The 24,519-nt window shown below is 73.6% G+C and carries 22 protein-coding genes; 9 read left to right on the top strand and 13 right to left on the bottom strand.

The genetic code is table 11. The features are described 5' to 3' along the window. Window positions 1-29: 29 nt before the first annotated feature. From IEZ20_RS00530 to IEZ20_RS00520, 3 genes are all read right to left on the bottom strand, one after another. Window positions 30-1,139, bottom strand: coding sequence for a DUF2330 domain-containing protein (locus IEZ20_RS00530; RefSeq protein ID WP_229895825.1), 1,110 nt, complete (start codon window positions 1,137-1,139; stop codon window positions 30-32). A gap of 117 nt (window positions 1,140-1,256) precedes the next feature. Next, the gene (gene proP, locus IEZ20_RS00525; RefSeq protein ID WP_189294046.1) at window positions 1,257-2,630 is read right to left on the bottom strand and encodes a glycine betaine/L-proline transporter ProP; all 1,374 of its coding nucleotides are present in this window, start codon (window positions 2,628-2,630) and stop codon (window positions 1,257-1,259) included. A 227-nt stretch (window positions 2,631-2,857) separates the two neighbouring features. Then, window positions 2,858-4,027, bottom strand: a complete 1,170-nt coding sequence (locus IEZ20_RS00520; protein WP_189294045.1) for a steroid 3-ketoacyl-CoA thiolase — start codon at window positions 4,025-4,027, stop codon at window positions 2,858-2,860. A gap of 230 nt (window positions 4,028-4,257) precedes the next feature. Here IEZ20_RS00520 and IEZ20_RS00515 point away from each other — a divergent pair, with 230 nt between their 5' ends. Further along, window positions 4,258-5,496 carry a cytochrome P450 gene (locus IEZ20_RS00515; RefSeq protein ID WP_189294044.1) on the top strand — a complete coding sequence of 413 codons (1,239 nt, stop codon included), beginning with the start codon at window positions 4,258-4,260 and terminating at the stop codon, window positions 5,494-5,496. A 33-nt stretch (window positions 5,497-5,529) separates the two neighbouring features. Here IEZ20_RS00515 and IEZ20_RS00510 read toward each other — a convergent pair whose 3' ends face one another. The 7 genes from IEZ20_RS00510 to IEZ20_RS00480 form a co-directional block, all read right to left on the bottom strand. Then, window positions 5,530-6,216 (bottom strand): YoaK family protein, encoded by a 687-nt coding sequence (locus tag IEZ20_RS00510; RefSeq protein WP_189294043.1) that lies wholly within the window; start codon window positions 6,214-6,216, stop codon window positions 5,530-5,532. A gap of 207 nt (window positions 6,217-6,423) precedes the next feature. Beyond that, window positions 6,424-6,837, bottom strand: a complete 414-nt coding sequence (locus IEZ20_RS00505; RefSeq protein WP_189294042.1) for an aggregation-promoting factor C-terminal-like domain-containing protein — start codon at window positions 6,835-6,837, stop codon at window positions 6,424-6,426. Between the two features lie 331 nt (window positions 6,838-7,168). Next, window positions 7,169-8,032: an ECF transporter S component gene (locus IEZ20_RS00500; RefSeq protein WP_189294041.1), complete on the bottom strand. Its 864-nt coding sequence runs from the start codon at window positions 8,030-8,032 to the stop codon at window positions 7,169-7,171. Then, window positions 8,029-9,864: an ABC transporter ATP-binding protein gene (locus IEZ20_RS00495; protein WP_189294040.1), complete on the bottom strand. Its 1,836-nt coding sequence runs from the start codon at window positions 9,862-9,864 to the stop codon at window positions 8,029-8,031. Before IEZ20_RS00495 ends, IEZ20_RS00500 begins: the two co-directional genes overlap by 4 nt. Then, entirely contained in the window at window positions 9,861-10,958 is a 1,098-nt protein-coding gene (locus IEZ20_RS00490) for an energy-coupling factor transporter transmembrane component T (protein WP_189294039.1), read from the bottom strand. The genes IEZ20_RS00495 and IEZ20_RS00490 overlap by 4 nt, the downstream gene beginning before the upstream one ends. After that, window positions 10,945-11,649 carry an SCO2322 family protein gene (locus IEZ20_RS00485; protein ID WP_189294613.1) on the bottom strand — a complete coding sequence of 235 codons (705 nt, stop codon included), beginning with the start codon at window positions 11,647-11,649 and terminating at the stop codon, window positions 10,945-10,947. The genes IEZ20_RS00490 and IEZ20_RS00485 overlap by 14 nt, the downstream gene beginning before the upstream one ends. 26 nt (window positions 11,650-11,675) lie before the next feature. Beyond that, the gene (locus IEZ20_RS00480) at window positions 11,676-12,884 is read right to left on the bottom strand and encodes an SCO2321 family membrane protein (protein WP_189294038.1); all 1,209 of its coding nucleotides are present in this window, start codon (window positions 12,882-12,884) and stop codon (window positions 11,676-11,678) included. 457 nt (window positions 12,885-13,341) lie between these two features. On the opposite strand from IEZ20_RS00480, the gene IEZ20_RS00475 reads away from it, so the two are divergent. Further along, window positions 13,342-13,698 carry a hypothetical protein gene (locus IEZ20_RS00475; protein ID WP_229895824.1) on the top strand — a complete coding sequence of 119 codons (357 nt, stop codon included), beginning with the start codon at window positions 13,342-13,344 and terminating at the stop codon, window positions 13,696-13,698. Between the two features lie 216 nt (window positions 13,699-13,914). On the opposite strand, the gene IEZ20_RS00470 is transcribed toward IEZ20_RS00475, so the two are convergent. After that, on the bottom strand, window positions 13,915-15,006 hold the full coding sequence (locus IEZ20_RS00470) for an ATP-grasp domain-containing protein (RefSeq protein ID WP_189294037.1): 1,092 nt from the start codon (window positions 15,004-15,006) through the stop codon (window positions 13,915-13,917). Window positions 15,007-15,257: 251 nt separating this feature from the next. Here IEZ20_RS00470 and IEZ20_RS00465 point away from each other — a divergent pair, with 251 nt between their 5' ends. Next, window positions 15,258-15,851, top strand: a complete 594-nt coding sequence (locus tag IEZ20_RS00465; protein ID WP_189294036.1) for a helix-turn-helix domain-containing protein — start codon at window positions 15,258-15,260, stop codon at window positions 15,849-15,851. A 108-nt stretch (window positions 15,852-15,959) separates the two neighbouring features. On the opposite strand, the gene IEZ20_RS00460 is transcribed toward IEZ20_RS00465, so the two are convergent. Further along, a complete protein-coding gene (locus IEZ20_RS00460; protein WP_189294035.1) occupies window positions 15,960-16,985 on the bottom strand; it encodes a Strvi_7410 family MBL fold metallo-hydrolase in 1,026 nt (341 codons plus the stop codon). Between the two features lie 146 nt (window positions 16,986-17,131). Here IEZ20_RS00460 and IEZ20_RS00455 point away from each other — a divergent pair, with 146 nt between their 5' ends. From IEZ20_RS00455 to IEZ20_RS00445, 3 genes are all read left to right on the top strand, one after another. Then, a complete protein-coding gene (locus tag IEZ20_RS00455; protein WP_189294034.1) occupies window positions 17,132-18,583 on the top strand; it encodes an aldehyde dehydrogenase in 1,452 nt (483 codons plus the stop codon). A 3-nt stretch (window positions 18,584-18,586) separates the two neighbouring features. Beyond that, entirely contained in the window at window positions 18,587-18,820 is a 234-nt protein-coding gene (locus IEZ20_RS00450) for a ferredoxin (RefSeq protein WP_189294033.1), read from the top strand. Window positions 18,821-18,942: 122 nt separating this feature from the next. Continuing rightward, window positions 18,943-20,019: an NAD(P)/FAD-dependent oxidoreductase gene (locus IEZ20_RS00445; protein ID WP_189294032.1), complete on the top strand. Its 1,077-nt coding sequence runs from the start codon at window positions 18,943-18,945 to the stop codon at window positions 20,017-20,019. A 400-nt stretch (window positions 20,020-20,419) separates the two neighbouring features. On the opposite strand, the gene IEZ20_RS00440 is transcribed toward IEZ20_RS00445, so the two are convergent. Then, complete coding sequence (locus IEZ20_RS00440; protein WP_189294031.1) at window positions 20,420-21,040, bottom strand: TetR family transcriptional regulator; 621 nt, start codon at window positions 21,038-21,040, stop codon at window positions 20,420-20,422. Between the two features lie 220 nt (window positions 21,041-21,260). Here IEZ20_RS00440 and IEZ20_RS00435 point away from each other — a divergent pair, with 220 nt between their 5' ends. Genes IEZ20_RS00435 through IEZ20_RS00425 form a run of 3 tightly spaced genes read left to right on the top strand, consistent with a single transcriptional unit; the run spans window position 21,261 to window position 24,510 of the window. After that, entirely contained in the window at window positions 21,261-22,685 is a 1,425-nt protein-coding gene (locus tag IEZ20_RS00435) for a glycosyltransferase family 4 protein (RefSeq protein ID WP_189294030.1), read from the top strand. After that, on the top strand, window positions 22,679-23,443 hold the full coding sequence (locus IEZ20_RS00430; RefSeq protein WP_189294029.1) for a class I SAM-dependent methyltransferase: 765 nt from the start codon (window positions 22,679-22,681) through the stop codon (window positions 23,441-23,443). The genes IEZ20_RS00435 and IEZ20_RS00430 overlap by 7 nt, the downstream gene beginning before the upstream one ends. Then, on the top strand, window positions 23,440-24,510 hold the full coding sequence (locus IEZ20_RS00425) for a prenyltransferase/squalene oxidase repeat-containing protein (RefSeq protein ID WP_189294028.1): 1,071 nt from the start codon (window positions 23,440-23,442) through the stop codon (window positions 24,508-24,510). The genes IEZ20_RS00430 and IEZ20_RS00425 overlap by 4 nt, the downstream gene beginning before the upstream one ends. The last annotated feature ends 9 nt before the right edge of the window (window positions 24,511-24,519 follow it).

Here is a 24,519-nt window from a genome sequence, read left to right as displayed (position 1 = left end):
CCTTTCCCGAGTGTCCTGTCCCGATGATCTCAGCCGAGCGGCGCGGGCGGGGAGACCGGTGGCGGTGGAGTCACCGGCCGGCGTGAGCGGCGTACGGCGATCAGGGCGGCCGCCGCGACGAGGACCGCCGGCGCGGCGCCGACCGCCAGCGACCAGGCGGGGATCCCGGCGACCCGGCGCAGTTCGTCCTCGTAGACCACCGGCCGGACCGGTGTGTCCGCGGCGGCCCGGCGCAGCTCGTGGTCGCCGGAGATGCGGGCGGGCTCCGGGAAGGCCTGGGTGAGCGCCGTCAGGTACGGGGTGCCGGCGGCCAGCTCGCCCAGGGCGCCCTTCCGGGTGCCGACCCGCCCGGCGAACAGCACGTGGGGCCGGGTGCCGCCGATCGCCGACCGCGTCTCCATGCGGTGCGCGGCGAGGACGTACAGGGCGAGCCACTGCGGGGTGCCGGCCAGCCGGGACAGGCGCATCGGGTAGACCGGCTCGTCGGCGGCGAAGGTGAGGTGGAGCGGGTCGAGGGCGCCGTGCAGCGGGGTGCCGCGGGTGTCCGGCACGAGGCGGACGGCGACGTACTCCCAGTGCCGGTCGACGTACGGCCTCAGGGCGGTTCTCAGCCGGCCCGGCAGGGCGAAGCCGTGGTCGTGGAGCCAGTCCTGGAGGGCGGCGGGGTCGGTGGCGGTCAGCCGGGCCACGTCGAAGGGGCCGAGCCGCTGCCGGCCGACGACACCGACGCCGGTGCCGCCGGCGGCCGGGGGCGGGGCGCCGGCGCCGGCCAGGTGGCGGTCGTCGAAGGGCCAGTCGCCGGTGCGGGGCCAGAAGTGGTACCGGGTGCGGTGGACGGGGGCGACCGCCTCGGCCAGCTGGTCGAAGAGGGCCGGGTCGCCGAGGCGGACGGTCGCCCGGTGCGGGACCGGCATGATCCACGCGGCGTGTTCGGCGTCTCCGTTGACCGTCAGCCGCATCACGATCTGCTCCCGCCGGCCGTCCCAGCGCAGCACCGACTGCTCGTCGGAGACGGAGATGCGGGTCGCCGGGCCGGGGACCATGGCGCCGCAGCCGCAGGCGTAGGCCGGGGCGACGAGCCAGGTCAGCTGGATGCCGAGGAGAGCGAGGACGACGGCGAGTATCCGGGGGCGCTTCACGGGGCTACAGACGGTGCCGGTGTGAGAACGGTTCCGGCGGCCGGGGAGCCGCGACTCTCCGGCCGCCGGAACCGCCGCGCCCACGCACCGGGCAGCCGGCCCGCACTCCCGCGGCGCCTACCGGCCTTCCACGGACGGCGCGGAGCCGGGGAGCGGCTGACCCGCCGACTCCGACATCCGCCACACCGCGACACCGCCGACGACGGCCGCGGCCATCATGTAGTAGGCGGGCATCATCATGTTCCCGGTCGCGCCGATCAGCGCCGTCACGACCAGCGGAGTCGTACCGCCGAACAGGGACACCGAGACGTTGAACCCGATGGACAGGGAGCCGTAGCGGACCCGGGTCGGGAACAGCGCGGGCAGCGCGGCCGGCATGGCCGCGGTGAAGCAGACCAGGAGCAGGCCGAGCGCGCCCATGCCCAGCCCGACGGCCAGCAGGCTGCCCTCGCGGATCAGCAGCAGCGCGGGGACGGACAGGAGCAGGAAGCCCGCGCAGCCGGCCGCGATCACCGGCCGCCGCCCGATCCGGTCGGTCAGCGCACCCGCGAACGGCTGGACGACCATCATCAGCACCATCACGCCGAGCACGACCAGCAGCCCGTGCGTCTCGTCGTACTTCAGCTCACTGGTGAGGTAGCTCGGCATGTACGACAGCAGCATGTAGTCGGTGACGTTGAAGACCAGGACCAGGCCCATGCACAGCAGCAGGGACTTCCACTGGCCCGTGACCATCTCGCGCAGCGGCACCTTCGGCCGGGCGGCCTCGGCCTTCTCGACGTCGGCGGCGAACGCCGGGGTCTCCTCCAGCTTCATCCGCAGGTACAGGCCGATGATGCCCATCGGACCGGCGATCAGGAACGGGATCCGCCAGCCCCAGGAGGTGAGGTCGTCCGACGACAGCAGGGCCGTCATCAGGGTGACCAGGCCGGCGCCGCCGATGTAGCCGACGAGCGTGCCGAACTCCAGCCAGCTGCCGAAGAAGCCGCGCTTCTTGTCCGGCGCGTACTCGGCGATGAACGTGGACGCGCCCGCGTACTCACCGCCGGTCGAGAAGCCCTGCACCAGCCGGGCGGCCAGCAGCAGGAGCGGCGCGCCGACGCCGATCGTGGCGTACGACGGGATCAGGCCGATCGCGAACGTGCCCGCCGCCATCATGATCATGGTGAGGGCGAGGACCTTCTGCCGGCCCACCCGGTCGCCGAGCGGGCCGAAGACGAGGCCTCCGAGCGGGCGGACCAGGAAGGCCGCCGCGAAGGCGCCGAAGGTGGACAGAAGCTGCGCGGTCGGGTTGCCGGACGGGAAGAAGACCTTGCCCAGGGTGACCGCGATGTAGCTGTAGACACCGAAGTCGAACCACTCCATCGCGTTGCCGAGCGCGGCCGCCTTCACGGCGCGCTTGACGAGCGCGGGGTCGGTGACGGTGACGTCGCGGGCCTTGGTGGCCCGCCGGGTCTTCTGGTGCGGGATGACGGCTGTGGCGGTCGCCAAAACGGGGCTCGCCTACCTTTCGACGGGGACAGGGACGGACCCGGGACGGCGACGGTGACGTGCTGCGGGCCGAAAATCGACCATACGGGGACTTCTGCCCCTTACGTGTCGTATGCACTTAGCTGCAGAGTGCAGCTAAATGGCGGATACGCAGGTACATCTGCCCGCTCGCCCACGGACATGCGTGTCGCTCGGTGTGATCCTTGTCGCGTCCGCCGGGGAGGGGGCTACAGCCGCTGGATGATCGTCCCGGTGGCCAGGCCGCCGCCCGCGCACATGGTGACGAGGGCGAACTCCTTGTCGGCCCGTTCCAGCTCGTGCAGGGCGGTGGTGATCAGACGGGCGCCCGTCGCGCCGACCGGGTGGCCGAGGGCGATGGCGCCGCCGTTGACGTTGACCTTCTCCAGGTTCTGGTCGAAGACCCGGGCCCAGCTCAGCACGACGGAGGCGAAGGCCTCGTTGATCTCCACCAGGTCGATGTCCTTCAGGGACATGCCCGCCTTGCCGAGGACCGCGCGGGTCGCGTCGATCGGGCCGTCCAGGTGGAAGTGCGGGTCGGCGCCCACCAGGGCCTGGGCCACGATCCTCGCCCTCGGCCTCAGCTTCAGGGCGCGGGCCATCCGCTTCGAGGCCCACATGAGCGCCGCCGCGCCGTCGGAGATCTGGGAGGAGTTGCCGGCCGTGTGGACCGCGGTCGGCATGACCGGCTTCAGGCCCGCCAGCGCCTGAGGGGACGTGTCCCGCAGCCCCTCGTCCTTGTCGACCAGGCGCCACATGCCCTGTCCGGCGTCCTGCTCCTCCTCCGTCGTCGGCACCTGCACGGCGAAGGTCTCCCGCTTGAAGCGCTCCTCGGCCCAGGCGTGGGCCGCACGCTCCTGCGACAGCAGGCCGAGCGCGTCGACGTTCTCCCGGGTCAGACCGCGGTGGCGCGCTATGCGTTCGGCCGCCTCGAACTGGTTCGGGAGGTCGACGTTCCACTCGTCGGGGAACGGCTTCCCGGGGCCGTGCTTGGAGCCGGAGCCCAGCGGCACGCGGGACATCGCCTCGACACCGCAGCTGATGCCGACGTCGATCACGCCCGCCGCGACCATGTTGGCCACCATGTGCGAGGCCTGCTGGGAGGAGCCGCACTGGCAGTCGACCGTCGTCGCCGCCGTCTCGTACGGCAGTCCCATGGCCAGCCAGGCCGTGCGCGCGGGGTTCATCGACTGCTCGCCGGCGTGGGTCACCGTGCCGCCGACGATCTGCTCGACGGCGTCGGCGGGGATGCCGGTGCGGCCGAGGAGTTCACGGTAGGTCTCGCCCAGGAGGTAGGCGGGGTGCAGGTTGGCGAGCGCGCCGCCGCGCTTGCCGATCGGGGTGCGGACGGCTTCGACGATCACGGGTTCGGCGGCCATGGGTGCGGGTCCTCTCCGAGAGGGCTCTCCTCCAGAACTAGTACGCGTTCTAGTTCTGTCCAGCAGTCTGCTGACGTGACGTCCGCCACCGCAAGGGTCTTGCAGGTGCCGGCGGAGCGATCCGTACGCCTTCCGCGCGGATCGGCGGCGCCGTACCCCTTGCTACTTGTAGAACCCGTTACTACCTTCACCGCACCCGCTGATGGACCGTCAGATGGCTGGAGTCGCCGATGTCCTGTCCAGCGCTGCCCGACGGGTTCGACCTCACCGACCCCGACCTGCTGCACCACCGTGTGCCCCTCCCGGAGTTCGCCGAGCTGCGCCGTACCGAGCCGGTCCGCTGGATCCCGCAGCCGCGCGGCGTCGCGGGCTTCGCCGACACCGGGTACTGGGCCGTGACCCGGCACGCCGACGTCCGGTACGTCTCCACGCACCCCGAACTCTTCTCCTCCTCCCTCAACACCGCGATCATCCGCTTCAACGAGCACATCCGGCGGGAGGCGATCGACGCGCAGCGGCTCATCCTGCTCAACATGGATCCACCGGAACATACGCGGGTGCGCCAGATAGTGCAGCGCGGGTTCACGCCACGCTCCATCCGCGCGCTGGAGGACCGGCTGCGGGCCCGCGCCGAGGCGATCGCCGCCGCCGCCCGCGCCCGCTCCGGGCCCTTCGACTTCGTCACCGAGGTCGCGTGCGAGCTGCCGCTCCAGGCCATCGCCGAGCTGATCGGCGTGCCGCAGGACGACCGGTCCAGGATCTTCGACTGGTCCAACAAGATGATCGCCTACGACGACCCCGAGTACGCGATCACCGAGGAGGTCGGCGCCCAGTCGGCCGCCGAGATCATCGCGTACGCCATGAACATGGCCGCCGAGCGCAAGCGGTGCCCGGCCCGGGACATCGTGACGACCCTGGTGGCGGCGGAGGACGAGGGCAACCTGAACTCCGACGAGTTCGGCTTCTTCGTGCTGATGCTGGCGGTCGCCGGCAACGAGACGACCCGCAACGCCATCACCCACGGCATGCACGCCTTCCTCACCCACCCCGGCCAGTGGGACCTCTTCCGCCGCGAGCGCCCGTCCACCACGGCCGAGGAGATCGTCCGCTGGGCGACCCCGGTCAACGCCTTCCAGCGGACGGCGACCCAGGACACCGAACTGGGCGGCGTCCTCGTGAAGAAGGGCGACCGGGTCGGGCTCTTCTACGCCTCCGCCAACCACGACCCGGAGGTCTTCACCGACCCCGACACCTTCGACATCACCCGCGACCCCAACCCCCACCTGGGCTTCGGCGGAGGCGGTCCCCACTACTGCCTCGGCAAGTCCCTCGCGGTCCTGGAGATCGACCTCATCTTCAACGCCGTCGCCGACGCGATGCCCGGCCTGCGCCTGACGGGCGACGCCCCCCGCCGGCTGCGCTCGGCGTGGATCAACGGGGTGAAGGAACTCCGGGTGACGGCCGGCTGAGCCGGGGGTGCTCCGCTGCTCCGGCCGGCCGGGTCACTCCCGTCCGGACGTCAGCATCGCCAGGGCCCCCGACACGAGTGCCGCGAGCAGGAGGGGGATGCCCGGTCCGTGGTGGCGGACCAGCCACGCGCCCAGACAGGCGCCGCCGGCCATCGCGAGGACGGAGGCCGAGCGGCGGGGGGAGCGGTGGGCCGTCGCGTCGGCGAGGCGGAACTCGGCGGCCAGGGCGGTCACGGTCATCGTCAGCACGGTGGTGGTCAGGTCGGCCACGCGCAGGGTGCGCACCGCGGCGTTGCGCAGGCCCAGGGCGTAGGCCGTGAGGGCGATCAGGGCGTACCGGGTGCCGTGTGTGTCCGGCCGGGCGAAGGCCACGGCCGCCGCGGCGCCGACCAGCACCGCCTCCGCCGTCAGGGCGAGCCGGACCCGGCGGCGGGAGCCGACGCCGAGGCGCGGGGCCGCCCGGCCGGCCGTCGCCGCGCCGAGCAGGAAGCAGCCCAGGGAAGTGGCCGTGTGCGGGACGGAGAAGCCCGGCGCGCCGGCCGCGGCGAAACCGAGGACGACCACGTTGCCGGTCATGTTGGCGGTGAAGACCCGGCTCAGGCCCAGATAGGAGACGGCGTCGATCAGGCCGCTGACCACGGTGAGCCCCAGCAGCACGGCCACCAGTCGCAGCCCGCGCTTCTCCGGGTCCCGCTCCACCGGTGGCGTCGGCGCCGTCATCGTTCCTCCGCAGGGCGTGTTCCGGCGCAGCCTGCGTCCGTCACACCGGGGGCGTGGGGGAGGACACGCGCGCCCGTGGGGAAAGAGGGGGGAAAGCAGCCCGCTCGGCGTACACACGCGCGCACCCTCGCCGAGCGGAGGCGAGGGTGCGGGTGCGGCTTCGGCGCGGGGTGGCTGTCGCGCGGGGCCGCTTCAGTGCCGGGTGGCTCAGTACCAGCCGTTGGCCTGCCAGAAGCTCCAGGCCTTCACCGGGCTGCCGTAGCGGGAGTTCATGTAGTCCAGGCCCCACTTGATCTGGGTGGCCGGGTTGGTCTTCCAGTCGGCACCGGCCGCGGACATCTTCGAACCCGGCAGCGCCTGGACCAGGCCGTAGGCGCCGGAAGAGCTGTTGGTGGCGGCGGGGTTCCAGCCGCTCTCGTGCTCGACGATCTTGCTGAAGGCGTTGAACTGCGCGGCGTCCGGGATCATCTGGTGCGCGATCGCCTGGGCGGAGGAGGCGGACGTGGTGGCGGCCTGGGCGGGCGCCGCGGTCAGCGCCATGCCGGCGGTGGCGGCGGCCACGGCGGCGGCGGTGAGGGCCTTCTTCGGGGAAGCGATGCGGCGGATGAAGGAGACGGACACGGAGAACCTCTTGCGTCGGGGACAGGGGATCGCCCGCAGGGAAGGACCACGCGCTGTGGCCGTCTGCGTCGGCCCGCGGCCCGGGTGGGCTCGTGGTGCCTGGCGACGTCCTCAAGACAAGCAGGCCCGGAAGCCGTCCGCAATGACCCCTTTTACTAGTTGTGGCCGGATAGGAGGGAAACATCTCCTCTGTGACCCACGTCGCAATCCGCAGGTCAGAAGGGGTGCATGGATGGATGTATCGGGCAAAGAGGACTACGGTCCGGCGTCGTAGGTGACGTGCGTCATGTGGGGTGCTTCACCGTCGCGCTCACAGCGGCGGTACGAGTCCTCACGCACCGGGACCGTCGAATGTGACCGCCGTCTCGAAAGCGGCCCGCCGTGTGGCCCGGCGCAGGGCCCGCAGCACCGCCGGACCGAGGACGAGGGTCAGGACGACCGTGCAGAGCGCCCGGCCCAGGTCCCAGCCGAGCGAGGTCGCGACGCAGTACGCGGCGAACCGGGCCAGGTTCACGGCGACCGGGGCACCCGCGACGAAGGAGATGCCGGACGCGGCGCCGTCCATGAAGGTCCAGCCGGCCAGGTTCATGACCGTGCCGTACGCGAAGGCCGCGAGGAAGCCGTATCCGGCGAGCACCAGCAGTTCGGCGCGACCGCGCAGCCCCCTGGCCCCGGGCAGCAGGCCCGCGCCCATCGTGAACCACCCCATCGAGAGCATCTGGAACGGCAGCCACGGCCCGACCCCGCCCGTGAGCAGCGCGGAGGCGAACATCGTCACCGAGCCCAGCGCGAACCCGAAGCCCGGGCCGAGCACCCGCCCGCTCAGCACCATCAGGAAGAACATCGGCTCGATCCCCGCCGTACCCGCGCCGATCGGCCGCAGCGCGGCGCCCGTCGCGGCCAGCACCCCCAGCATGGCCACGGCCTTCGGCCCGAGATCCGACTCCGAGATCGTCGCCGCGACGACCGCGACCAGCAGGAGGAGCAGGCCCGCGAAGAGCCACGGCGCGTCCTGCGCGTGCGCGCTCACCTGCGAGGCGGGCGGGGTGACGAAGGGCCAGCACAGGGCGGCCACACCGACCGCGCTGGTCAGCGCCAGCGCGGCGAGCGAGCGGGGGCCGAGACGGACGGCGTGGACGCGGGTAGGGGGGCCGGTGCGGGTGCGGGTGCGGGCACGGGTTCGTGTGCGGTTCATGCCAGCGCCTTCCGCACCTCGGCCACCGTCAGCCAGCGCTGCGGGGCCAGGATCTTCGTCACCTGCGGCGCGAAGGACGGGGAGGACACCACGATCTCGGCCGTCGGGCCGTCGGCGATCACCTCGCCCTCGGCGAGCAGCACCACCCGGTGGGCCAGCTCGGCCGCCAGCTCCACGTCATGCGTGGCCAGCACGATCGCGTGCCCCTCCGCCGCCAGCCCGCGCAGCACGGCGACCAGACGGGCCTTGGCCGCGTAGTCCAGGCCGCGCGTCGGCTCGTCCAGCAGGAGCAGGGGAGGGCGGGCGGTCAGCACCACGGCCAGCGCCAGCGCCAGACACTGGCCCTCCGACAGGTCCCGGGGGTGCGTGTCGTCCGCGATGCCCGGCAGCAGGCCGGACACCAGCGCCCGGCAGGTGCCGGGTGCGGCGCCCGCGTCCCGGTCGGCCGCCGTGCACTCCTCGGCGACCGTGTCCGTGTACAGCAGGTCGCGGGGGTCCTGCGGAACGAGGCCGACCTCGCGTACGAGGGTCGGTGGCGGGGTGCGGTGGGGGGTGAGCCCGCCGACGGTGACGCTGCCGGCGGTGGGGGCGAGCAGGCCGACGAGGGAGCTGAGCAGGGTGGACTTGCCGGCACCGTTGCGGCCCATGAGGGCGATGGTCTCGCCGGGGGCCACGGTGAGGTTCACGTGCCGGAGCGCCCGGACACGGTCGCGGTGGAGGGAGAGGGAGCGGACGTCGGCGATGGGGGGCCGCCGGGGTGCCGGGGCGGCGGCGGGACGGCGGCGGAAGAGGGAGCGGCGGGGGGAGGGGACGTCGGGTGCACCGTGCCGGGGCCGGCCGAGGCTGTGGCCGCTCGCCGGCGCCGGCACGGCGCCTCCCCCGGAGGGGGCACCCCCAGTGCCCACCCGTGCCGCCCCCGAGGCGCGGCGGCCCGCGGCCACGGCGGCTTCACCGCCCGCGGTCGCGGTGACCGGACCGGCCGCAGTCGCCGTAGCCACGGAACCGGTCTCCGCCCGGGCGGACAGGCGTGCTCTCAGGCCGGCGGCCCTGCGGCGGGCGTCCCGTACCGTCAGGGGCAGCGGGGACCAGCCCGCCAGCCGTCCCAGGTCCACCACCGGCGGGAAGACGGGGGAGACGGCCATCACCTCGGCCGGGGCACCGACGACCGGAGGTTCTCCGGGGCCGGGCAGCAGGACGACCCGGTCGGCGTACTGGATCACCCGCTCCAGCCGGTGTTCGGCCATGAGGACCGTCGTGCCCAGGTCGTGCACCAGACGCTGGAGCACGGCCAGCACCTCCTCGGCGGCGGCGGGGTCCAGTGCCGAGGTCGGTTCGTCCAGGACCAGGACCTGCGGGTGCGGGGTGAGGACCGAGCCGATCGCGACCCGCTGCCGCTGCCCGCCGGAGAGGGTCGCGATCGGACGGTCCCGCAGCCCGGCCAGGCCCAGCAGGTCGAGGGTCTCCTCCACCCGGCGCCGCATCACCTCCGGGGCGAGGCCCAACGACTCCATGCCGTAGGCGAGTTCGTCCTCCACGGTGTCGGTCACGAAGTGTGCGAGCGGGTCCTGGCCCACCGTGCCGACCACGTCGGCGAGGTGCCGCGGCTGGTGGGTGCGGGTGTCCCGGCCGGCCACCGTGACGCGTCCGCGCAGGGTGCCGCCCGTGAAGTGCGGGACCAGTCCGCTGACCGCGCCCAGCACGGTCGACTTGCCGACCCCGGACGGACCGGCGAGCAGCACCAGTTCGCCCTCGGGCACCTCGAAGTCCACACCGGCGACGACGGGTTCGGCGGCACCTTCGTACGTCACGCTGACATCCTCGAAGCGGATCACGGGTGCTCCCTGGGGACGAGGGCGGGCAGCAGGGCGAGCAGGACGGCGGCGGCCGGCCAGAGCGGGAGGGCGGGCGCGACGAGGGGCACGACCCCGGGGTGCAGCGCCTGCGGATCGCGGACGGAGGCGAGCGTGAGCAGCGCGGCCACCGCGGCACCGGAGCCGGTGACCAGCCAGGCGCGCGGCCCCCACGGGTCCGGGCGGTACCGCGTCCGCAGCGAGCGCCGGCCGCCCAGCCGCAGTCCGGCGAGCGCGGCGGCGACACCGGCGAGCAGGACGGGAAGCCCGTACGACCCGCCTTCCGCCGTCAGCATCCCGTACGTTCCCGCGCAGACGCCGAGCAGGCCGCCCAGGGTGAGCGCGGCCGTCGTACGGCGGACCCGGGCGGGGACCTCGGCGGTACGGCCGTAGCCGCGGGACTCCATCGCGGCGGCGAGCGCGACCGAACGCTCCAACGCGCCCTCCAGCACCGGCAGCCCGACCTGGAGCAGGCCCCGTACACCCCGGTCCGGACGGCCGCGCAGCCGGCGGGCGGCGCGCAGCCGCTGCACGTCGGCGATCAGGTGGGGCGCGAAGGTGAGGGCGACGACCACGGCGACACCGGTCTCGTACAGCGCGCCCGGCAGGGACTTGAGCAGCCGGGTGGGGCTGGCGAGGGCGTTCGCCGCGCCGACGCAGACGAGGAGGGTGGCGAGCTTCAGACCGTCGTAGGCGGCGAAGACGACCGCCTCGGCGGTGACCCGGCCACCCAGCCGGATGCCCTGCGCCCAGTGCGGGAGCGGGATCTCGGGGAGGGTGAGGAGGGTGTGGGTGCCCGGGATGGGGGAGCCGAGCGCCACCGCGAAGACGACGCGGACGAGGAGGACGGCGAGGGCGAGCTTCACGAAGGCCGTGTAGGAGCGGGCCCAGGGGGCGGGGGAGCGGTGCGTGGCCACGACGTAGCCGGAGGCGGCTATGAGGAGGCCGAGGAGGAGGGGGTTGGTGGTGCGGGTGGCGGCGGTGCCGAGCGAGACCGCCCAGAGCCACCAGGCGCCGGGGTGCAGGGTGGTACGGCGGGAGCGCCCCGGACAGCCGCGAAGGTCACCCGGACTCATCGCGCCGCCGCCGTGCCTGCCACACCGCCGCCCCCGCGAGGAGGGCGACCACCGCCGCGCCGATCGGCAGCCCCAGCGAGGGACCGCTGCCGTCGGAGCCCTTCTCCTCGGCCGCGCTCTTCCCCTCCGCCGCGCTCTTCCCCTCGGCGGCGCCCTCGGCGGCGCCCTCGGCGGAGACCTGCTCCCCGCAGCCTTCGCGCGGGTACCCGGCGATCGCGCACAGCAGGGCGTTGGTGTCGTAGCGGAGCGGCTTGGCCACGGCGGCCAGCGCGTCGGCGCTGGTCGCGTCGGCCGGCACCCGTGCGCAGGCCGTACGGCGGCCCGGCGGGGTCTCACCGGACGGGGCGTCCGCGCCCGTGCCGAAGTCGAGGACGAGGGCGACGCGTTTGCTGCCGGACGCGGCCGGCGTGTCCGCGCAGATGGTGTCGAAGTCCGCCGTACCGCGCGGCCGGCTCGCGTCCGCGGAGTCCGCGCTCACCGCGAACCGGAAGCCCTGGACCGCGCCGTCGTCGGGGCGTACGGTCGCCGGTCCCTGGGTGGCGTACGTCCAGTGGCCGCCGGTGCGCTCCCAGAAGGACCAGTAGCGGTACCCGGCGGCAGCCGCCGGGCCGGCGGAGGCGAGGAGCAACAGGATGGCGACGAGCGCGGCCGGCGCGGCGAGGACGGGCGCGGTACGGCGGACGGCGGTCACGGCCGGCGCGGTACGGCGGACTACGGTCACGGCCGGGGCTTCTTCCGGCCGCTGAGCAGGAAGCCGATGCCGATGCCGGCGACGAGACCGACACCGACGATCCACCAGACACTGCTCTTCGAGTCCTCCTCCTGCGCGGCGGGCCTGTGCGCGGCGGAGTCCATCCGCGGGGCCGGGCCGAGCGCGTTGAGGGAACCGACCAGGCTGGTGCCGTTGAAGTCGCCCGGCTGCTCGCCGATCGCGTGGGCGGCGAGGATCAGCTGGGCGTAGGCGGCCGGGCCGCTCTGGGTCGCCCAGGGTCCGGCGTTCTTCTCCAGCCAGGCGTACGCCTTCTTCGCCGGCTCGGTCCGGCCGTCCGCGGCGAGCGCGACGACGGCGTCGGCGGTGTTGCCGTAGTCGGGCTGGTCCTTGGCGCCGGGCAGGGTGGACAGGAGGTGGCCGGTCTTCGCGACGGCCGTGCCCAGGTAGGCGCCGGCGTTGTCCGCGACCTGGGCGCGGGTGAGGTGTCCGGACTCGGCGCAGGCGTCCTGGGCCGGGGCCTTGCCGGCCTCCGCGACGAAGCCCTTGCCGAGCGCGCCCAGCAGACCGGCCGCCGTCGCGTCCGCGTTGGCGAGCAGCTCGCCCTTCTTGTCCGGCTGGTAGGCGAGGGCGCCGCCGCCGTCCTGGTCGCAGGGGATGGACCAGGCGGGCAGCGCGTCGTAGGGGGACTTGCCGGACGTGCGGACGTCCGCCGGGTCGGTGCCGGCCGCGGCGAGCGCGCCGATGACGACGGAGGTGGAGTTGGTGTCGCTGGGACCGCCCGGGTAGTAGCTCCAGCCGCCGTCCTTGTTCTGCGCGGACTTCAGCCAGCCCACGGCCTTCTCCACGGCACCGCCGTGTCCGCCGGTCGCGGCCAGGGCCTGGACGGCGGCGGCCGTGCTGTTGGTGTCGGCCTTGACCTTGTCGTCGCAGGGCTTCGCGGGGGCGGCGCGGAAGGCGGCGAAGGAGCCGTTCGCGCACTGCTGTCCGGCGAGCCAGTCGACGGCCGCGGTGGCGGGCCGGTAGCCGAGCGTCCGCTGCGCGATCAGCGTGAGCGACTGCCGCCACACGCCGTCGTACGTCGGGTCGCCCTTGCCGTACAGCCCGGACGGGACCGTCACCTTCGGGGACGGGGACGGGTCGGCGGCCGTGGCGGGCGCGGCGGCGGCCAGCACGCCTACGGCGGCGAGAGCCGCGGCACTGCGGCGGACGTTCATGGTCGGCGACTGCCTCTCCTGCGGGGAGCCGGGCGGCGCACGGGTGACACCCCGGGCTGCTCGGCTCCGTAGACCTCGACGGTGCCGTGCGCGGCGGGCCGCCGACGCACGCGAGCCGGTCAACGTCCCGCCCGGGGCAGTCCGGCTCGCCGCCTGCGCGGCGGTACACGGACCGGGGCGTCCCCTGTCCGAGCGAAGTCGAGAACCTGGGGAAGGGCCGACGCCGGACTTGCACCGGCTTCCCCCCGTACGGGTGTGATGACGACCCCGCCACTTTACCGGCCGCCCTGCGGAGGCCGAGGGGTGGCTGTGCGCACAGGGGGGTGGTGAGCGGGGTCACGGCCGGGCGGGGCCGGGGGAGGCCCGGCCACCGAGGGCAACGCGCCGATGTTGCCGCCTCCGAGGGCCCCGGTGATGATGGGCTCCGCCCTGCGCCCCCCACGCGGAGACGCACGACATGCACCGGATGTACCGGGAGTTCCTCGCCCCCGGCGACGAAGAGGTCCTCGAAGCGACGGGCAAGTGGCCGGACACCGATGAAGGCGGCGCGCGCGTCCTTACCTGGTGCGAGGGCGGCGGGGAGTCGCTCGTCCTCTCCTACGACGTCCTCGCCAGGTCGGTCAGGGTGCGCTGGTCGCGTGGTGGTGAGGTGCTGCTGGACGTCTTCCGCGAGAGCGCGACACGGTTGTCCTTCACGTCCGGCCCGTCGGCCAGGCAGGCTTCGGTCGACTTCCACATGGGCGCGTGCGCCGGCGTGCTGGAGGTCCAGGTGGCCCCGCACTTCTCCGTGCGGGACCGCCTCCTCTTCCGGTGACGGTGGCGGACGTCCCCGCCACGCCCCGGCCGGCTGCCGCCGGACTCCCCTCCTAGGGGGTTTCGTTTGGATCAGCCCGGGTCCGCGACGCCCGGCACGGCACCTCGCCGCGTTGTCGGACCACCCGAGTACGCCCAGTACGCGGGTGATCCTCCGCCTTGCGATGCACCGCACCGGACGCCGCGGCCTGATCCGACCTGATCCAAACGAAACCCCCTAGGCCGCGTGGACGTCCGGGGCCGGGGCCACCGTCACCGTCAGGTGGCGGGCCAGGCGGCGCAGGGCTTCCTCGCAGGCCGTCGGGTCCTCGCCCGTCGCCACCCACCGGGCCAGTCGGTCGGTGACGTCCGCGTGGGGGGCCGCTGTCACCGGGTCGCCGGGGTGGCGGGTGAGGAGCATGTGGTCGGCGGACGGGTCGTGTTCGGCGGCGGGGTCCAGGTGGAGGTGGGTCAGGCGGCCGGTCACGGTCGGGTAGGCGAACTGCACGGCGGCGGCGCGCTGCCGGGTGGGGGTGAGGTCCGGCTGGTCGCCGGTGGCCAGGGCGGCCGCGGCCGTGGCGAGGTCGACGCCGGTGGCCCGTTCGACCAGCAGCGGGATCAGGTCGCCGGGCAGGTGCGGGGCGACGGCCAGGACGCGGGGGCCGCGGGCGGTGAGTCGTAACGTGATGTGCGCGACCGTGTGGGTCAGGGCCAGTGCGCGTGCCGTCCGTTCCACGCACGTGCGCAGGAAACGGTTGTGCAGGAGCCCGTCGTGGGCGTGGACGTGGTGCCGCAGCGGGCTGCGGGCGGGCGGCGGACCCGGGGTCGTCCGGGTGAGCGCGACGATGTGGACCTCGTCGTCCAGGACGACCGTCTCGGCGGAGACCAGGGGCCCTTCGCCGTCCCGCGCCTGCCCTGTGTTCCCTGCGTCCGGTGTGTCCCCCTCGTCCCGGGGGCCGGTCGTCGGCAGCCGGCTGCGGTGCAGCAGGGTCCGTAACGCGACGGGATCGGCACAGGCCGCGGCCGTCTCGTACGGCAGGCCCGGTAACCCCAGCCGGGCGGTGATCCGCGCGGCGGTGGTCAGGTGCGCTCGGGACCAGGTCAGGACGCCGGCCACCGGATGCCCGGCCGCGTACGCGAGCACCGCCTCGGTCGTGTGCGCCTCCCGCGCCGGGTCGGCCGTGAGGTACCCGGCCAGATACGGGCGGGTCCAGGCGGGCGGATCCGGGTCGACCAGGACCACCGGGCGGACCGCGGCGATCCGCGCCAGCGGGAACTCGTCGCAGGAGTCCCGGCGGCCGGCCCCGAGGAGCACGACGGGCTGCGCCATGGATGCCTGGGCCTTCCTCGGGAGAGGGCGGACAAGAAACACCCCGGGTGCCGCTCCCCCATAGGCGGCACCCGGGGTGGGTCGGATCTTGCTCTCCGTGCAGCGATCCTCACCCACGGCGGCATGAACTGTCAACGATAGCTGCGTAATTAGGCAGGGACCCTTGCCGCATCTGGTAGCCGAAGGGGCGAACGGGTAGCCTCGCGGTCAGCCAAGCCATCGAACGGACGACGCGCCCAGGGGGGACCTCGGTGAGTGACGCCTACGCCTCCCTGGCCGAAGTCCTCGACCGGCTGGGCGAGTTGACCGGCCGACCCGGCCGACTGCCGGAGACCCTCGACGTGGCGGGCCTGTCCTACCGGACCGGCATCCCCGTCGGCGTCGTCGTGGAACTGCTCTCCGGCGGCCGCGCGCCCGAGACCGGCCTGGCCCAACGCGTGCGCCAGCGCCTGGACTTCATCCGGGAGAGCCGGCGCCGGCCGGACGGCAAGCGGTACTCGCTGGACGAGCTGGCCAGGATCGCCGGAACCAGCCGGCAGTGGCTGAGCGAGTGGCGCAAGAGCGGCATGCCGAGCCTGGAACACGCCGACCGGCTGCGGCGGTTCTTCGGCCTGCCCGCGGGTTTCTTCACGGCGGACGAGTCGGAGGCGCTGCACGAGGCGCTGCAACCGGTGCTGCAGAGCCTGGAGGCGGAGGCGGACCCGCTGCTGCGGCTGCGCGAGAGCGGACTGATACGCCTGGCCGCCCGGGCCCCGCAGATGAACGCCCGCCAGCTCGCCACCCTGGCCGACCTGGCCGAGATGATCATCGCCTCGGAGCGGGCGGAGGGCAACGGGGGCGCCTGAACGGTCCGCTGCCATTCCGGCTGCCTGTTCCCCCGGTCGCCTGCCCCCCCCCGGACTGTCTGCCTGACGCCCGTCCGCCTGGCCCCTGGCGGGCCGGCGGCCGGCTCCTCACACCGCCGTGTACGCCACCGGCTCGCTCCCCGGTACCGGCTCCGCGCGGCCCTGCTTCACCAGGCGGCGCAGGTGGGACTCCGCCTCCGACACCGCGATGGTGCGGGAGCCGTAGGGGATGTCGGACCAGGGGCGGTTCCACTCCATGCGTTCGGCGAGCTGCCAGGGGGTGAGGGGCTCGGCGAGGAGGGCGAGGAGGTTGGACAGCCGGCCCTCGTGGTGGTCGAGCAGCGCCCGCACCCGCGCCGGGGCGTCGGTGAAGGGGTGCTGGTGGGCCGGGAGGATCTCGGCGGGGGTGAGCCGGGCGATCCGCTCCAGGGAGTCGAGGTAGTCACCGAGGGGATCCGTGACGGTCGCGTCGTCGGGGTCCTCGTACAGGCCGATGTGCGGGGTGATCCCGGGCAGCAGGTGGTCGCCGCTGAACAGGCGGCCCCGGCCGGGGAGGTGCGCCGGGTGCTCCTCCTCCAGGTGCAGGCAGACATGGCCCGGCGTGTGCCCCGGCGTCCAGACGGCGCGCAGCCGGCGGCCGGGCAGGTCGAGGAGTTCCCCCGGGACGATCTCCCGGTCGGGCAGGGCGGGGGAGAGGCCGGGCAGGGCCCGGGCGCGGGGTGCCCGCAGCGGCGCCACGTGCGCCTCGGGCGCCCCGGCCGCCGTCAGTTTGGCCGCCATGTACGAGAACCAGCGCTCCGGCCGGGTCTCCCGCGCCCGGCGCACGATCGCCGCGTCGGCCGCGTGCAGCGCCACCCAGGCACCGGACGCCTCACGCACCCGCGCCGACAGCCCGTGGTGATCGGGGTGGTGATGGGTGATGACGACCCCGTAGACCTCCCCGACCGCCGTACCGCAGCCCGCGAGGCCCGCCACCAGCGTGTCCCAGGAACCCGGGTCGTCCCAGCCGGTGTCGATGAGCACCGGGCCCCGGTCGGTGTCCACCACGTACACCAGCGTGTGGCCGAGGGGGTTGTCCGGGATGGGCACCCGCACCGACCGCACGCCCCCGCCGTGATCGAACGCCGTCACCATCCGGATCCCCGCCCCTCCACCCTCCGCCCCCACGGCCATTGCCCACTATAACTAGAACTGGTATCAGTTCTGAAACAGCGTCAGAAACCAGTGCCGGGCCGCCGGAAGCGGCGGGTGCGGTGCGGTGCGGTGGGAGGCAGTCGGTCATGACCGAGCTCGTGGAACACGGACAGCTGTTCATCGGCGGCGAGTTGACCGACCCGCTGGGCCGGGACGTCATCGAGGTGGTCTCGCCGCACACCGAGGAGGTCATCGGCCGGGTGCCGCACGCGTCCCGGGCGGACGTCGACCGGGCCGTGGCCGTCGCGCGCCGTGCCTTCGACGAAGGGCCCTGGCCGCGCGCCACGCCGGAAGAGCGGATCGAGGTCGTCACCCGCATCAAGGACGGCATCGCCGCCCGGCACGAGGAGATCGCCCGGGTGATCTCGTCCGAGAACGGCTCGCCGTACTCCTGGAGCGTCCTCGCCCAGGCGCTCGGCGCGATGATGGTGTGGGACGCGGCGATCCGGGTCGCCCGCGACTTCACCTACGAGGAGCGCAGGGACGGTGTGCTGGGCCCGATCCTGGTCCGGCGCGAACCGGTGGGCGTGGTCGCCGCGGTCGTCCCCTGGAACGTCCCGCAGTTCGTCGCCGCCGCGAAACTGGCGCCCGCGCTGCTGACCGGCTGCACGGTCGTCCTCAAGCCGTCCCCCGAGTCCCCGCTGGACGCCTACCTCCTCGCCGGGATCGCCCGCGAGGCCGGCCTCCCCGAGGGCGTGCTGTCCGTCCTCCCCGCCGACCGCGAGGTCAGTGAGTACCTGGTCGGCCACCCCGGCGTCGACAAGGTCTCCTTCACCGGCTCGGTCGCGGCCGGCAAGCGCGTGATGGAGGTCGCCGCCCGCAACCTCACCCGGGTCACCCTGGAACTCGGCGGCAAGTCGGCGGCGCTGGTGCTGCCGGACGCGGACGTCCAGGCGGCCGTGGCGGGCATCGTGCCGGCGGCCTGGATGAACAACGGGCAGGCCTGCGTCGCCCAGACCCGCATCCTGCTGCCGCGCGCCCGCTACGACGAGTTCGCGGACGCCTTCACGGCTGCGGCCGGCGCCCTCAGGGTCGGCGACCCGCTCGACCCCGCGACCCAGGTCGGTCCGCTGGTCGCCCGCCGCCAGCAGCAGCGCAACCTGGACTACATCCGCATCGGCCAGGAGGAGGGCGCCAAGATCCTCACCGGTGGCGGCCGTCCGGCCGGGCTGGACCGCGGCTGGTACGTCGAACCCACTCTCTTCGGCGACGTCGACAACACGATGCGCATCGCCCGCGAGGAGATCTTCGGCCCGGTCGTCTGCCTCATCCCGTACGGCGACGAGTCCGAGGCCGTGAAGATCGCCAACGACTCCGACTACGGCCTGTCCGGCAGCGTGTGGACGGCCGACACCCGGCACGGCATCGACATCGCCCGGCAGGTCCGCACCGGCACCTACTCCGTCAACACCTTCAGCCTGGACATGCTCGGCCCGTTCGGCGGCTACAAGAACTCCGGCCTGGGCCGGGAGTTCGGCCCGGAGGGGTACGGGGAGTACCTGGAGCACAAGATGATCCACCTTCCGGCGGGGGCGTGACCCATGGGCGACCGCTGGCACGTCGAGGTCGACCGGTCGGTGTGCATCGGCTCCGCCCAGTGCCTGCACCACGCCCCGGCCGGCTTCCGCCTCGACACCGCCCGCCAGTCCCACCCCGTCGAGCCGGACACCGACGCGAGCGAACAGATCCTGGAAGCGGCCGAGAGCTGCCCGGTGGAGGCGATCGTGATCACTCTGCCGGGGAGCGGGGAGGCGGTGTTTCCGCCGGAGGAGTAGGGGTGGACGGCGTTCCTCACGCCTGCTTTCACTGTGTGACGGGGGTCACATACGCCTCGTGTCACGGCCCGCGGTGCCTGTCTCGTCCCGGATGCGAAACGTTGCTTCGACAGGAGGCCGAGATGAAGGTCGTGGTGGTGGGTGCCGGTTACGCGGGGACGTTCGCGGCGAACCGGGTGGCCAAGCGGGTGAAGGGTGCCGAGGTCACCGTGGTCAACGAGCGGCCCGAGTTCGTGGAGCGGATCCGGTTGCACCAGCAGGTCGCCGGGACCGCTGTGGCGGCCACGCCGCTCACCTCGATGCTGGGGGCCGGCATCGCGTCGCGGACCGGGACCGTGGAGAAGATCGGCGACGGTGTCGTCACCCTCGCCGACGGGGAGAGCATCGGGTTCGACTACCTCTTCCTCGCCGTGGGCAGCACGGTGCGGCCGCTGCCGGGCACCGTTCCGGTGGGCACCTGGGAGGGTGCGGAGCAGGCGCGGGCCGCGCTCGCCGCGCTTCCGGCGGGGAGCACCGTCACCGTGGTCGGGGGCGGGGCCACCGGCATCGAGACGGCGACCGAGGTGGCCGAGGCCAGGCCCGGTCTGCGGGTGCGGCTCGTCGGGGCGGCGGTCGCCGACTGCCTGTCCGGCCGGGCGCGGCAGCGGGCCCTCGCCGCGCTGCACCGGCTCGGGGTGGACGTCGTGGACGACGGGGTGGAGGAAGTCGTCGCGGAGGACGGGGGGTTCGGCGGTCTGCTGCGGCTGCGGTCGGGGCGGGAGATCGGGTCCGACCTGACCCTGTGGGCGATCGTCGCGGGCGTGCCCCCGCTCGCGGAGCGCAGCGGCCTCCAGGTCGACGCGGGCGGCCGGGTCGTCGTGGACGAGTTCCTGCGCAGCGTCAGCGACCCGAGGGTCTTCGCCATCGGCGACTGCGCGGGCGTACCCGGCACCCGGTTCGGCTGCCAGACCGCCGCCCCGCAGGCCGGTGCCGCAGTCGAGGCCATGGCCCGGCTCGCCGAGGGCCGCGCGCCGGAGCCGTACGCGGTGCGCTATGTGGCCCGGTGCGTCAGCCTCGGCGGCAAGGACGCGGTGGCCCAGTTCACCCAGAGCGACGACACGCTCCGCGACCGCCACATCAAGGGACGCACCGCCCTGCTGTTCAAGAAGGTCGTCTACGTCGGCACGAAGTACGGCACCCGCAAGGCGGTCGGCGCCTGAGCGCGGGGAGCGCCGGCTGCCGCTGGTCGCAGGCGCAGGCGCAGGCGCGGGCGTCGGTCGGAGGCGTCGGCCGGAGGTGAGCCGTTCGTGTTGTTGGCAAATGGTGTGAATTGAACGGTTCCGTCAGGCGTCATCCGTTCTATGCTGGTATCAGCCTACGAGGCGAGTGAGGGAGTCCCACCGGAGTAGCCGACTTGGGCGAGACGCACAGGCATCCGCCCGGGCCGACAGCGACGGTAGGGCTGAGAGGCCGGAAGGCAGCAGTCAGGCCGGACGGCGACCCCCATCACCTGATCCGGACCATGCCGGCGAAGGGAACCCGTCTCGTAGGTCTTCTTCTGCCCTCTTCGCGCTGTGTCCGGGCGCCGCGGCACCGGCGGCGGGGATCGGCGGCGGGGGATCAGCGGCGGGGGCCGGGGGTCGTGAGGTCGATCAGGCGGCACACCGTCTCGATGTCTATCTTCACCTGGGCGATCGAGGCGCGCCCCGACAGCCAGGTGACCAGCGCCGAGTGCCAGGTGTGCTCGATGACCCGGACCGCGGAGAGCTGCTCGGCGGTGGGGTCCGCCAGGCCCATCGCGTCCAGGATGATCGCGGTGGTCTGGCGGGAGACCTGGTCGACCTCCGGGGAGACGCTGCGGTCGGCGAAGGTGAGCGCGCGGACCATCGCGTCGGCCAGGTGCGGCTCGCGCTGCAGGGCCCGGAACGCGCGCATCAGGGTCTCGGCGACGCGCTCGGCCGCCGTGTCGCCCGTGGGCGGCTTCTTGCGCAGGGTGCCGTGCATGTGCTCCAGCTGGTCCTGCATCGTGGCGACCAGCAGATGCACCTTGGACGGGAAGTAGCGGTACAGCGTGCCCAGCGCCACCTGGGAGGACTCGGCGACCTCGCGCATCTGCACCGCGTCGAACCCGCCCCGGCTGGCCAGCTGGGCGCTGGCGTGCAGGATCCTGCGCCGACGGGCCTCCTGCCGCTCGGTGAGAGAGGGAGAGGCCGGACGCGAGGTGCTGGCTTCCGCAGGCATGGGTCCCGTTCCGTGACAGTCGGTGAGGGGGTCTGTAGGGCTCGTGATCGGACGGCCCGGCAGGGCCGTGCGCCGTGGCGCGAATCACCTGATCCACTGCTCACAGCGCCCCTACCTGCCGGTAGATTCAGAGGCTCTTGAACGATCAAGTCTGAAACTTGTTCTAGATTAGCGTCCCGTCGTAGTCTCGCGGGACAGTGCAGGCAGAAGGGGGCACGGAGTGACCGCTGAGGCCCGGGAAGCGGGTGCCGGCCAGGAACCCGCTGCCGACGGGATGCGACCGCTCGACATCGCGCTCCTCACCTATAAAGGGAACCCGTTCTGCGGGGGCCAGGGTGTCTATGTGCGGCACCTCTCGCGCGAGCTGGCCCGCCTCGGCCACCGCGTCGAGGTGATCGGCTCGCAGCCGTACCCCGTCCTCGACGAGGGCTACCCGCGCCTCACCCTCACCGAGCTGCCCAGCCTCGACCTCTACCGCCAGCCCGACCCCTTCCGCACCCCGAAGCGGGAGGAGTACCGGGACTGGATCGACGCCCTGGAAGTGGCCACCATGTGGACCGGCGGCTTCCCCGAGCCGCTGACGTTCTCGCTGCGCGCCCGCCACCACCTGCGCGCCCGGCGCGGCGAGTTCGACGTCGTCCACGACAACCAGACCCTCGGCTACGGCCTGCTGGGCGACATCGGTGCGCCCCTGGTCACCACGATCCACCACCCGATCACCGTGGACCGGCAGCTGGAGCTGGACGCCGCCGACACCTGGCAGCGCCGCTACTCGGTGCGCCGCTGGTACGCCTTCACCCGCATGCAGAAGCGCGTCGCCCGCCGACTGCCCTCGGTCCTCACCGTCTCCGGCAGCTCCCGCCAGGAGATCGTGGACCACCTCGGCGTCCGCGGCGACCGCGTCCACGTCGTCCACATCGGCGCCGACACCGACCTGTTCGCGCCGAATCCGGCCGTGCCGGAGGTGCCGGGCCGGATCGTCACCACCTCCAGCGCCGACGTGCCGCTGAAGGGGCTGGTGTTCCTCGTGGAGGCGCTCGCGAAGGTGCGCACCGAGCACCCGGCCGCGCACCTCGTCGTCGTCGGCAAGCGCCCGCAGGAGGGCCCGGTCGCGCAGGCGATCGAGCGGTACGGCCTCGAAGGCGCCGTCGAGTTCGTCAAGGGCATCTCCGACGCCGAACTGGTCGACCTGATCCGCTCCGCCCAGGTGGCCTGCGTGCCCTCCCTGTACGAGGGCTTCTCGCTGCCCGCCGCCGAGGCCATGGCCACCGGCACCCCGCTGGTCGCCACCACCGGCGGCGCCATCCCGGAGGTCGCGGGCCGTGACGGCGAGACCTGCCTGGCCGTACCGCCCGGCGACGCGGGAGCGCTGGCCGCCGGGCTCGGCCGGCTGCTGGGGGACCGTGAGCTGCGGGCGCGGCTCGGGGCGGCGGGCCGGGAGCGGGTGCTGGAGAAGTTCACCTGGGCCCGCGCCGCCGAGGGCACCGTGGCCCACTACCGCGAGGCCGTCGCCCGCTCCGCGGGCCCCCGCCGCGACGCCCGCTCCGCGGCGGGCGACAGCCGCTCCGCGGCCCCGACCCCCGGCCGCTCCGCGGCTGCGGCAAGTGTTGCAGGCGTCTCCTCCGAAAGCAGGGCCACGTGCTGACCGTCGACTTCTCCCGGTTCCCGCTCGCACCGGGCGACCGCGTCCTGGACCTCGGCTGCGGAGCCGGCCGGCACGCCTTCGAGTGCTACCGGCGCGGCGCCCAGGTCGTGGCCCTGGACCAGAACGGCGAGGAGATCCGCGAGGTCGCCAAGTGGTTCGCGGCGATGAAAGAGGCCGGCGAGGCACCGGAGGGCGCCACCGCCACGGCGATGGAGGGCGACGCCCTCGCCCTGCCCTTCCCCGACGAGTCCTTCGACGTCGTCATCATCTCCGAGGTGATGGAGCACATCCCCGACGACAAGGGTGTGCTCGCGGAGATGGTGCGCGTCCTCAGGCCCGGCGGGCGCATCGCGATCACCGTGCCGCGCTACGGCCCGGAGAAGATCTGCTGGGCGCTGTCCGACGCCTACCACGAGGTCGAGGGCGGCCACATCCGCATCTACAAGGCGGACGAGCTGGTCGCGAAGGTCCGCGAGGCGGGCCTGAAGCCGTACGGCACCCACCACGCGCACGCCCTGCACTCGCCGTACTGGTGGCTGAAGTGCGCGTTCGGCGTCGACAACGACAAGGCGCTGCCGGTGCGGGCGTACCACAAGCTGCTGGTCTGGGACATCATGAAGAAGCCGCTCGCCACCCGGGTGGCCGAGCAGGCGCTGAACCCGCTGATCGGCAAGAGCTTCGTGGTCTACGCGACCAAGCCGCACCTGCCGCGCCTCGCCGAGACCGGTGCCGAGACCTCCGAGGCGGGCGGCCGGTGACCACTCCCCGGACAGAACACCTGGTCCTGCCCGGGGTCCTCACCGCCGAGCAGGCCGCCGCGACCGTCGCCGGCATCCTCGCCGTGCAGCGGGAGGACGGGGCGATCCCGTGGTTCCGCGGGCACCACCTCGACCCGTGGGACCACACCGAGGCCGCCATGGCCCTGGACGCGGCCGGTGAGCACGAGGCCGCCGAGCGGGCCTACGGCTGGCTCGCCCGGCACCAGAACGAGGACGGCTCCTGGTACGCCGCCTACGCCGACGGCGCCCACGACGACGTCACCGACCGGTCCCGCGAGTCCAACTTCGTCGCCTACATAGCCGTAGGCGTCTGGCACCACTACCTGTCCACGGGCGACGACACGTTCCTGGACCGGATGTGGCCGACCGTCTACGCGGCCGTCGAGTGGGTGCTGCGGCTCCAGCAGCCCGGCGGGCAGATCGGCTGGCGCCGCGAGGACGACGGCACGCCGACGGCGGACGCCCTGCTCACCGGCAGCTCCTCCGTCCACCACGCCCTGCGCTGCGCGCTCGCCATCGCCGACCAGCGGGAGGAGCCGCAACCCGACTGGGAGTTGGCGGCCGGGGCGCTGCGCCACGCGATCCGCCGTCACCCCGAGCGCTTCCTGGACAAGGACCGCTACTCGATGGACTGGTACTACCCGGTCCTCGGCGGAGCGCTGACGGGCGTGGAGGCCAAGGCCCGCATCGAGGAGTCCTGGGACCGCTTCGTCGTCCCCGGCCTGGGCGTGCGCTGCGTGGTGCCCAACCCGTGGGTGACCGGCGGCGAGTCCAGCGAACTCGCGCTCGCCCTGTGGGCGGTGGGCGAGTCCGACCGGGCCCTGGAGATCCTCCAGTCCATCCAGCACCTGCGGGACCCGGACAGCGGCCTGTACTGGACGGGCTACGTCTTCGACGACGACGCCGTCTGGCCCCGCGAGCTGACCACCTGGACGGCGGGTTCCCTCCTCCTGGCCGTGGCCGCGCTGGGCGGCCACGAGGCCACGTGCGCGGTCTTCGGCGGCGAACACCTGCCGACGGGCCTGGACCCGGACTGCTGCGACTGATCCGCGCCG

This window comes from Streptomyces cinerochromogenes (assembly GCF_014648635.1).
GTDB lineage: Bacteria > Actinomycetota > Actinomycetes > Streptomycetales > Streptomycetaceae > Streptomyces > Streptomyces cinerochromogenes.
Note: the sequence above shows the minus strand (reverse complement) of the source record. Positions and strands in the feature narration are given on the sequence as shown.

Coding starts and splice junctions, on each gene's coding strand:
- IEZ20_RS00520 (WP_189294045.1), bottom strand. CDS start 4,027: ATGGCCGCCGAACCCGTGATCGTCGAAGCCGTCCGCACCCCGATCGGC.
- IEZ20_RS00440 (WP_189294031.1), bottom strand. CDS start 21,040: ATGCCTGCGGAAGCCAGCACCTCGCGTCCGGCCTCTCCCTCTCTCACC.
- IEZ20_RS00455 (WP_189294034.1), top strand. CDS start 17,132: ATGACCGAGCTCGTGGAACACGGACAGCTGTTCATCGGCGGCGAGTTG.
- IEZ20_RS00480 (WP_189294038.1), bottom strand. CDS start 12,884: ATGAACGTCCGCCGCAGTGCCGCGGCTCTCGCCGCCGTAGGCGTGCTG.
- IEZ20_RS00500 (WP_189294041.1), bottom strand. CDS start 8,032: ATGAACCGCACACGAACCCGTGCCCGCACCCGCACCCGCACCGGCCCC.
- IEZ20_RS00490 (WP_189294039.1), bottom strand. CDS start 10,958: ATGAGTCCGGGTGACCTTCGCGGCTGTCCGGGGCGCTCCCGCCGTACC.
- IEZ20_RS00510 (WP_189294043.1), bottom strand. CDS start 6,216: ATGACGGCGCCGACGCCACCGGTGGAGCGGGACCCGGAGAAGCGCGGG.
- IEZ20_RS00450 (WP_189294033.1), top strand. CDS start 18,587: ATGGGCGACCGCTGGCACGTCGAGGTCGACCGGTCGGTGTGCATCGGC.
- IEZ20_RS00460 (WP_189294035.1), bottom strand. CDS start 16,985: ATGGTGACGGCGTTCGATCACGGCGGGGGCGTGCGGTCGGTGCGGGTG.
- IEZ20_RS00475 (WP_229895824.1), top strand. CDS start 13,342: ATGCACCGGATGTACCGGGAGTTCCTCGCCCCCGGCGACGAAGAGGTC.
- IEZ20_RS00445 (WP_189294032.1), top strand. CDS start 18,943: ATGAAGGTCGTGGTGGTGGGTGCCGGTTACGCGGGGACGTTCGCGGCG.
- IEZ20_RS00515 (WP_189294044.1), top strand. CDS start 4,258: ATGTCCTGTCCAGCGCTGCCCGACGGGTTCGACCTCACCGACCCCGAC.
- IEZ20_RS00470 (WP_189294037.1), bottom strand. CDS start 15,006: ATGGCGCAGCCCGTCGTGCTCCTCGGGGCCGGCCGCCGGGACTCCTGC.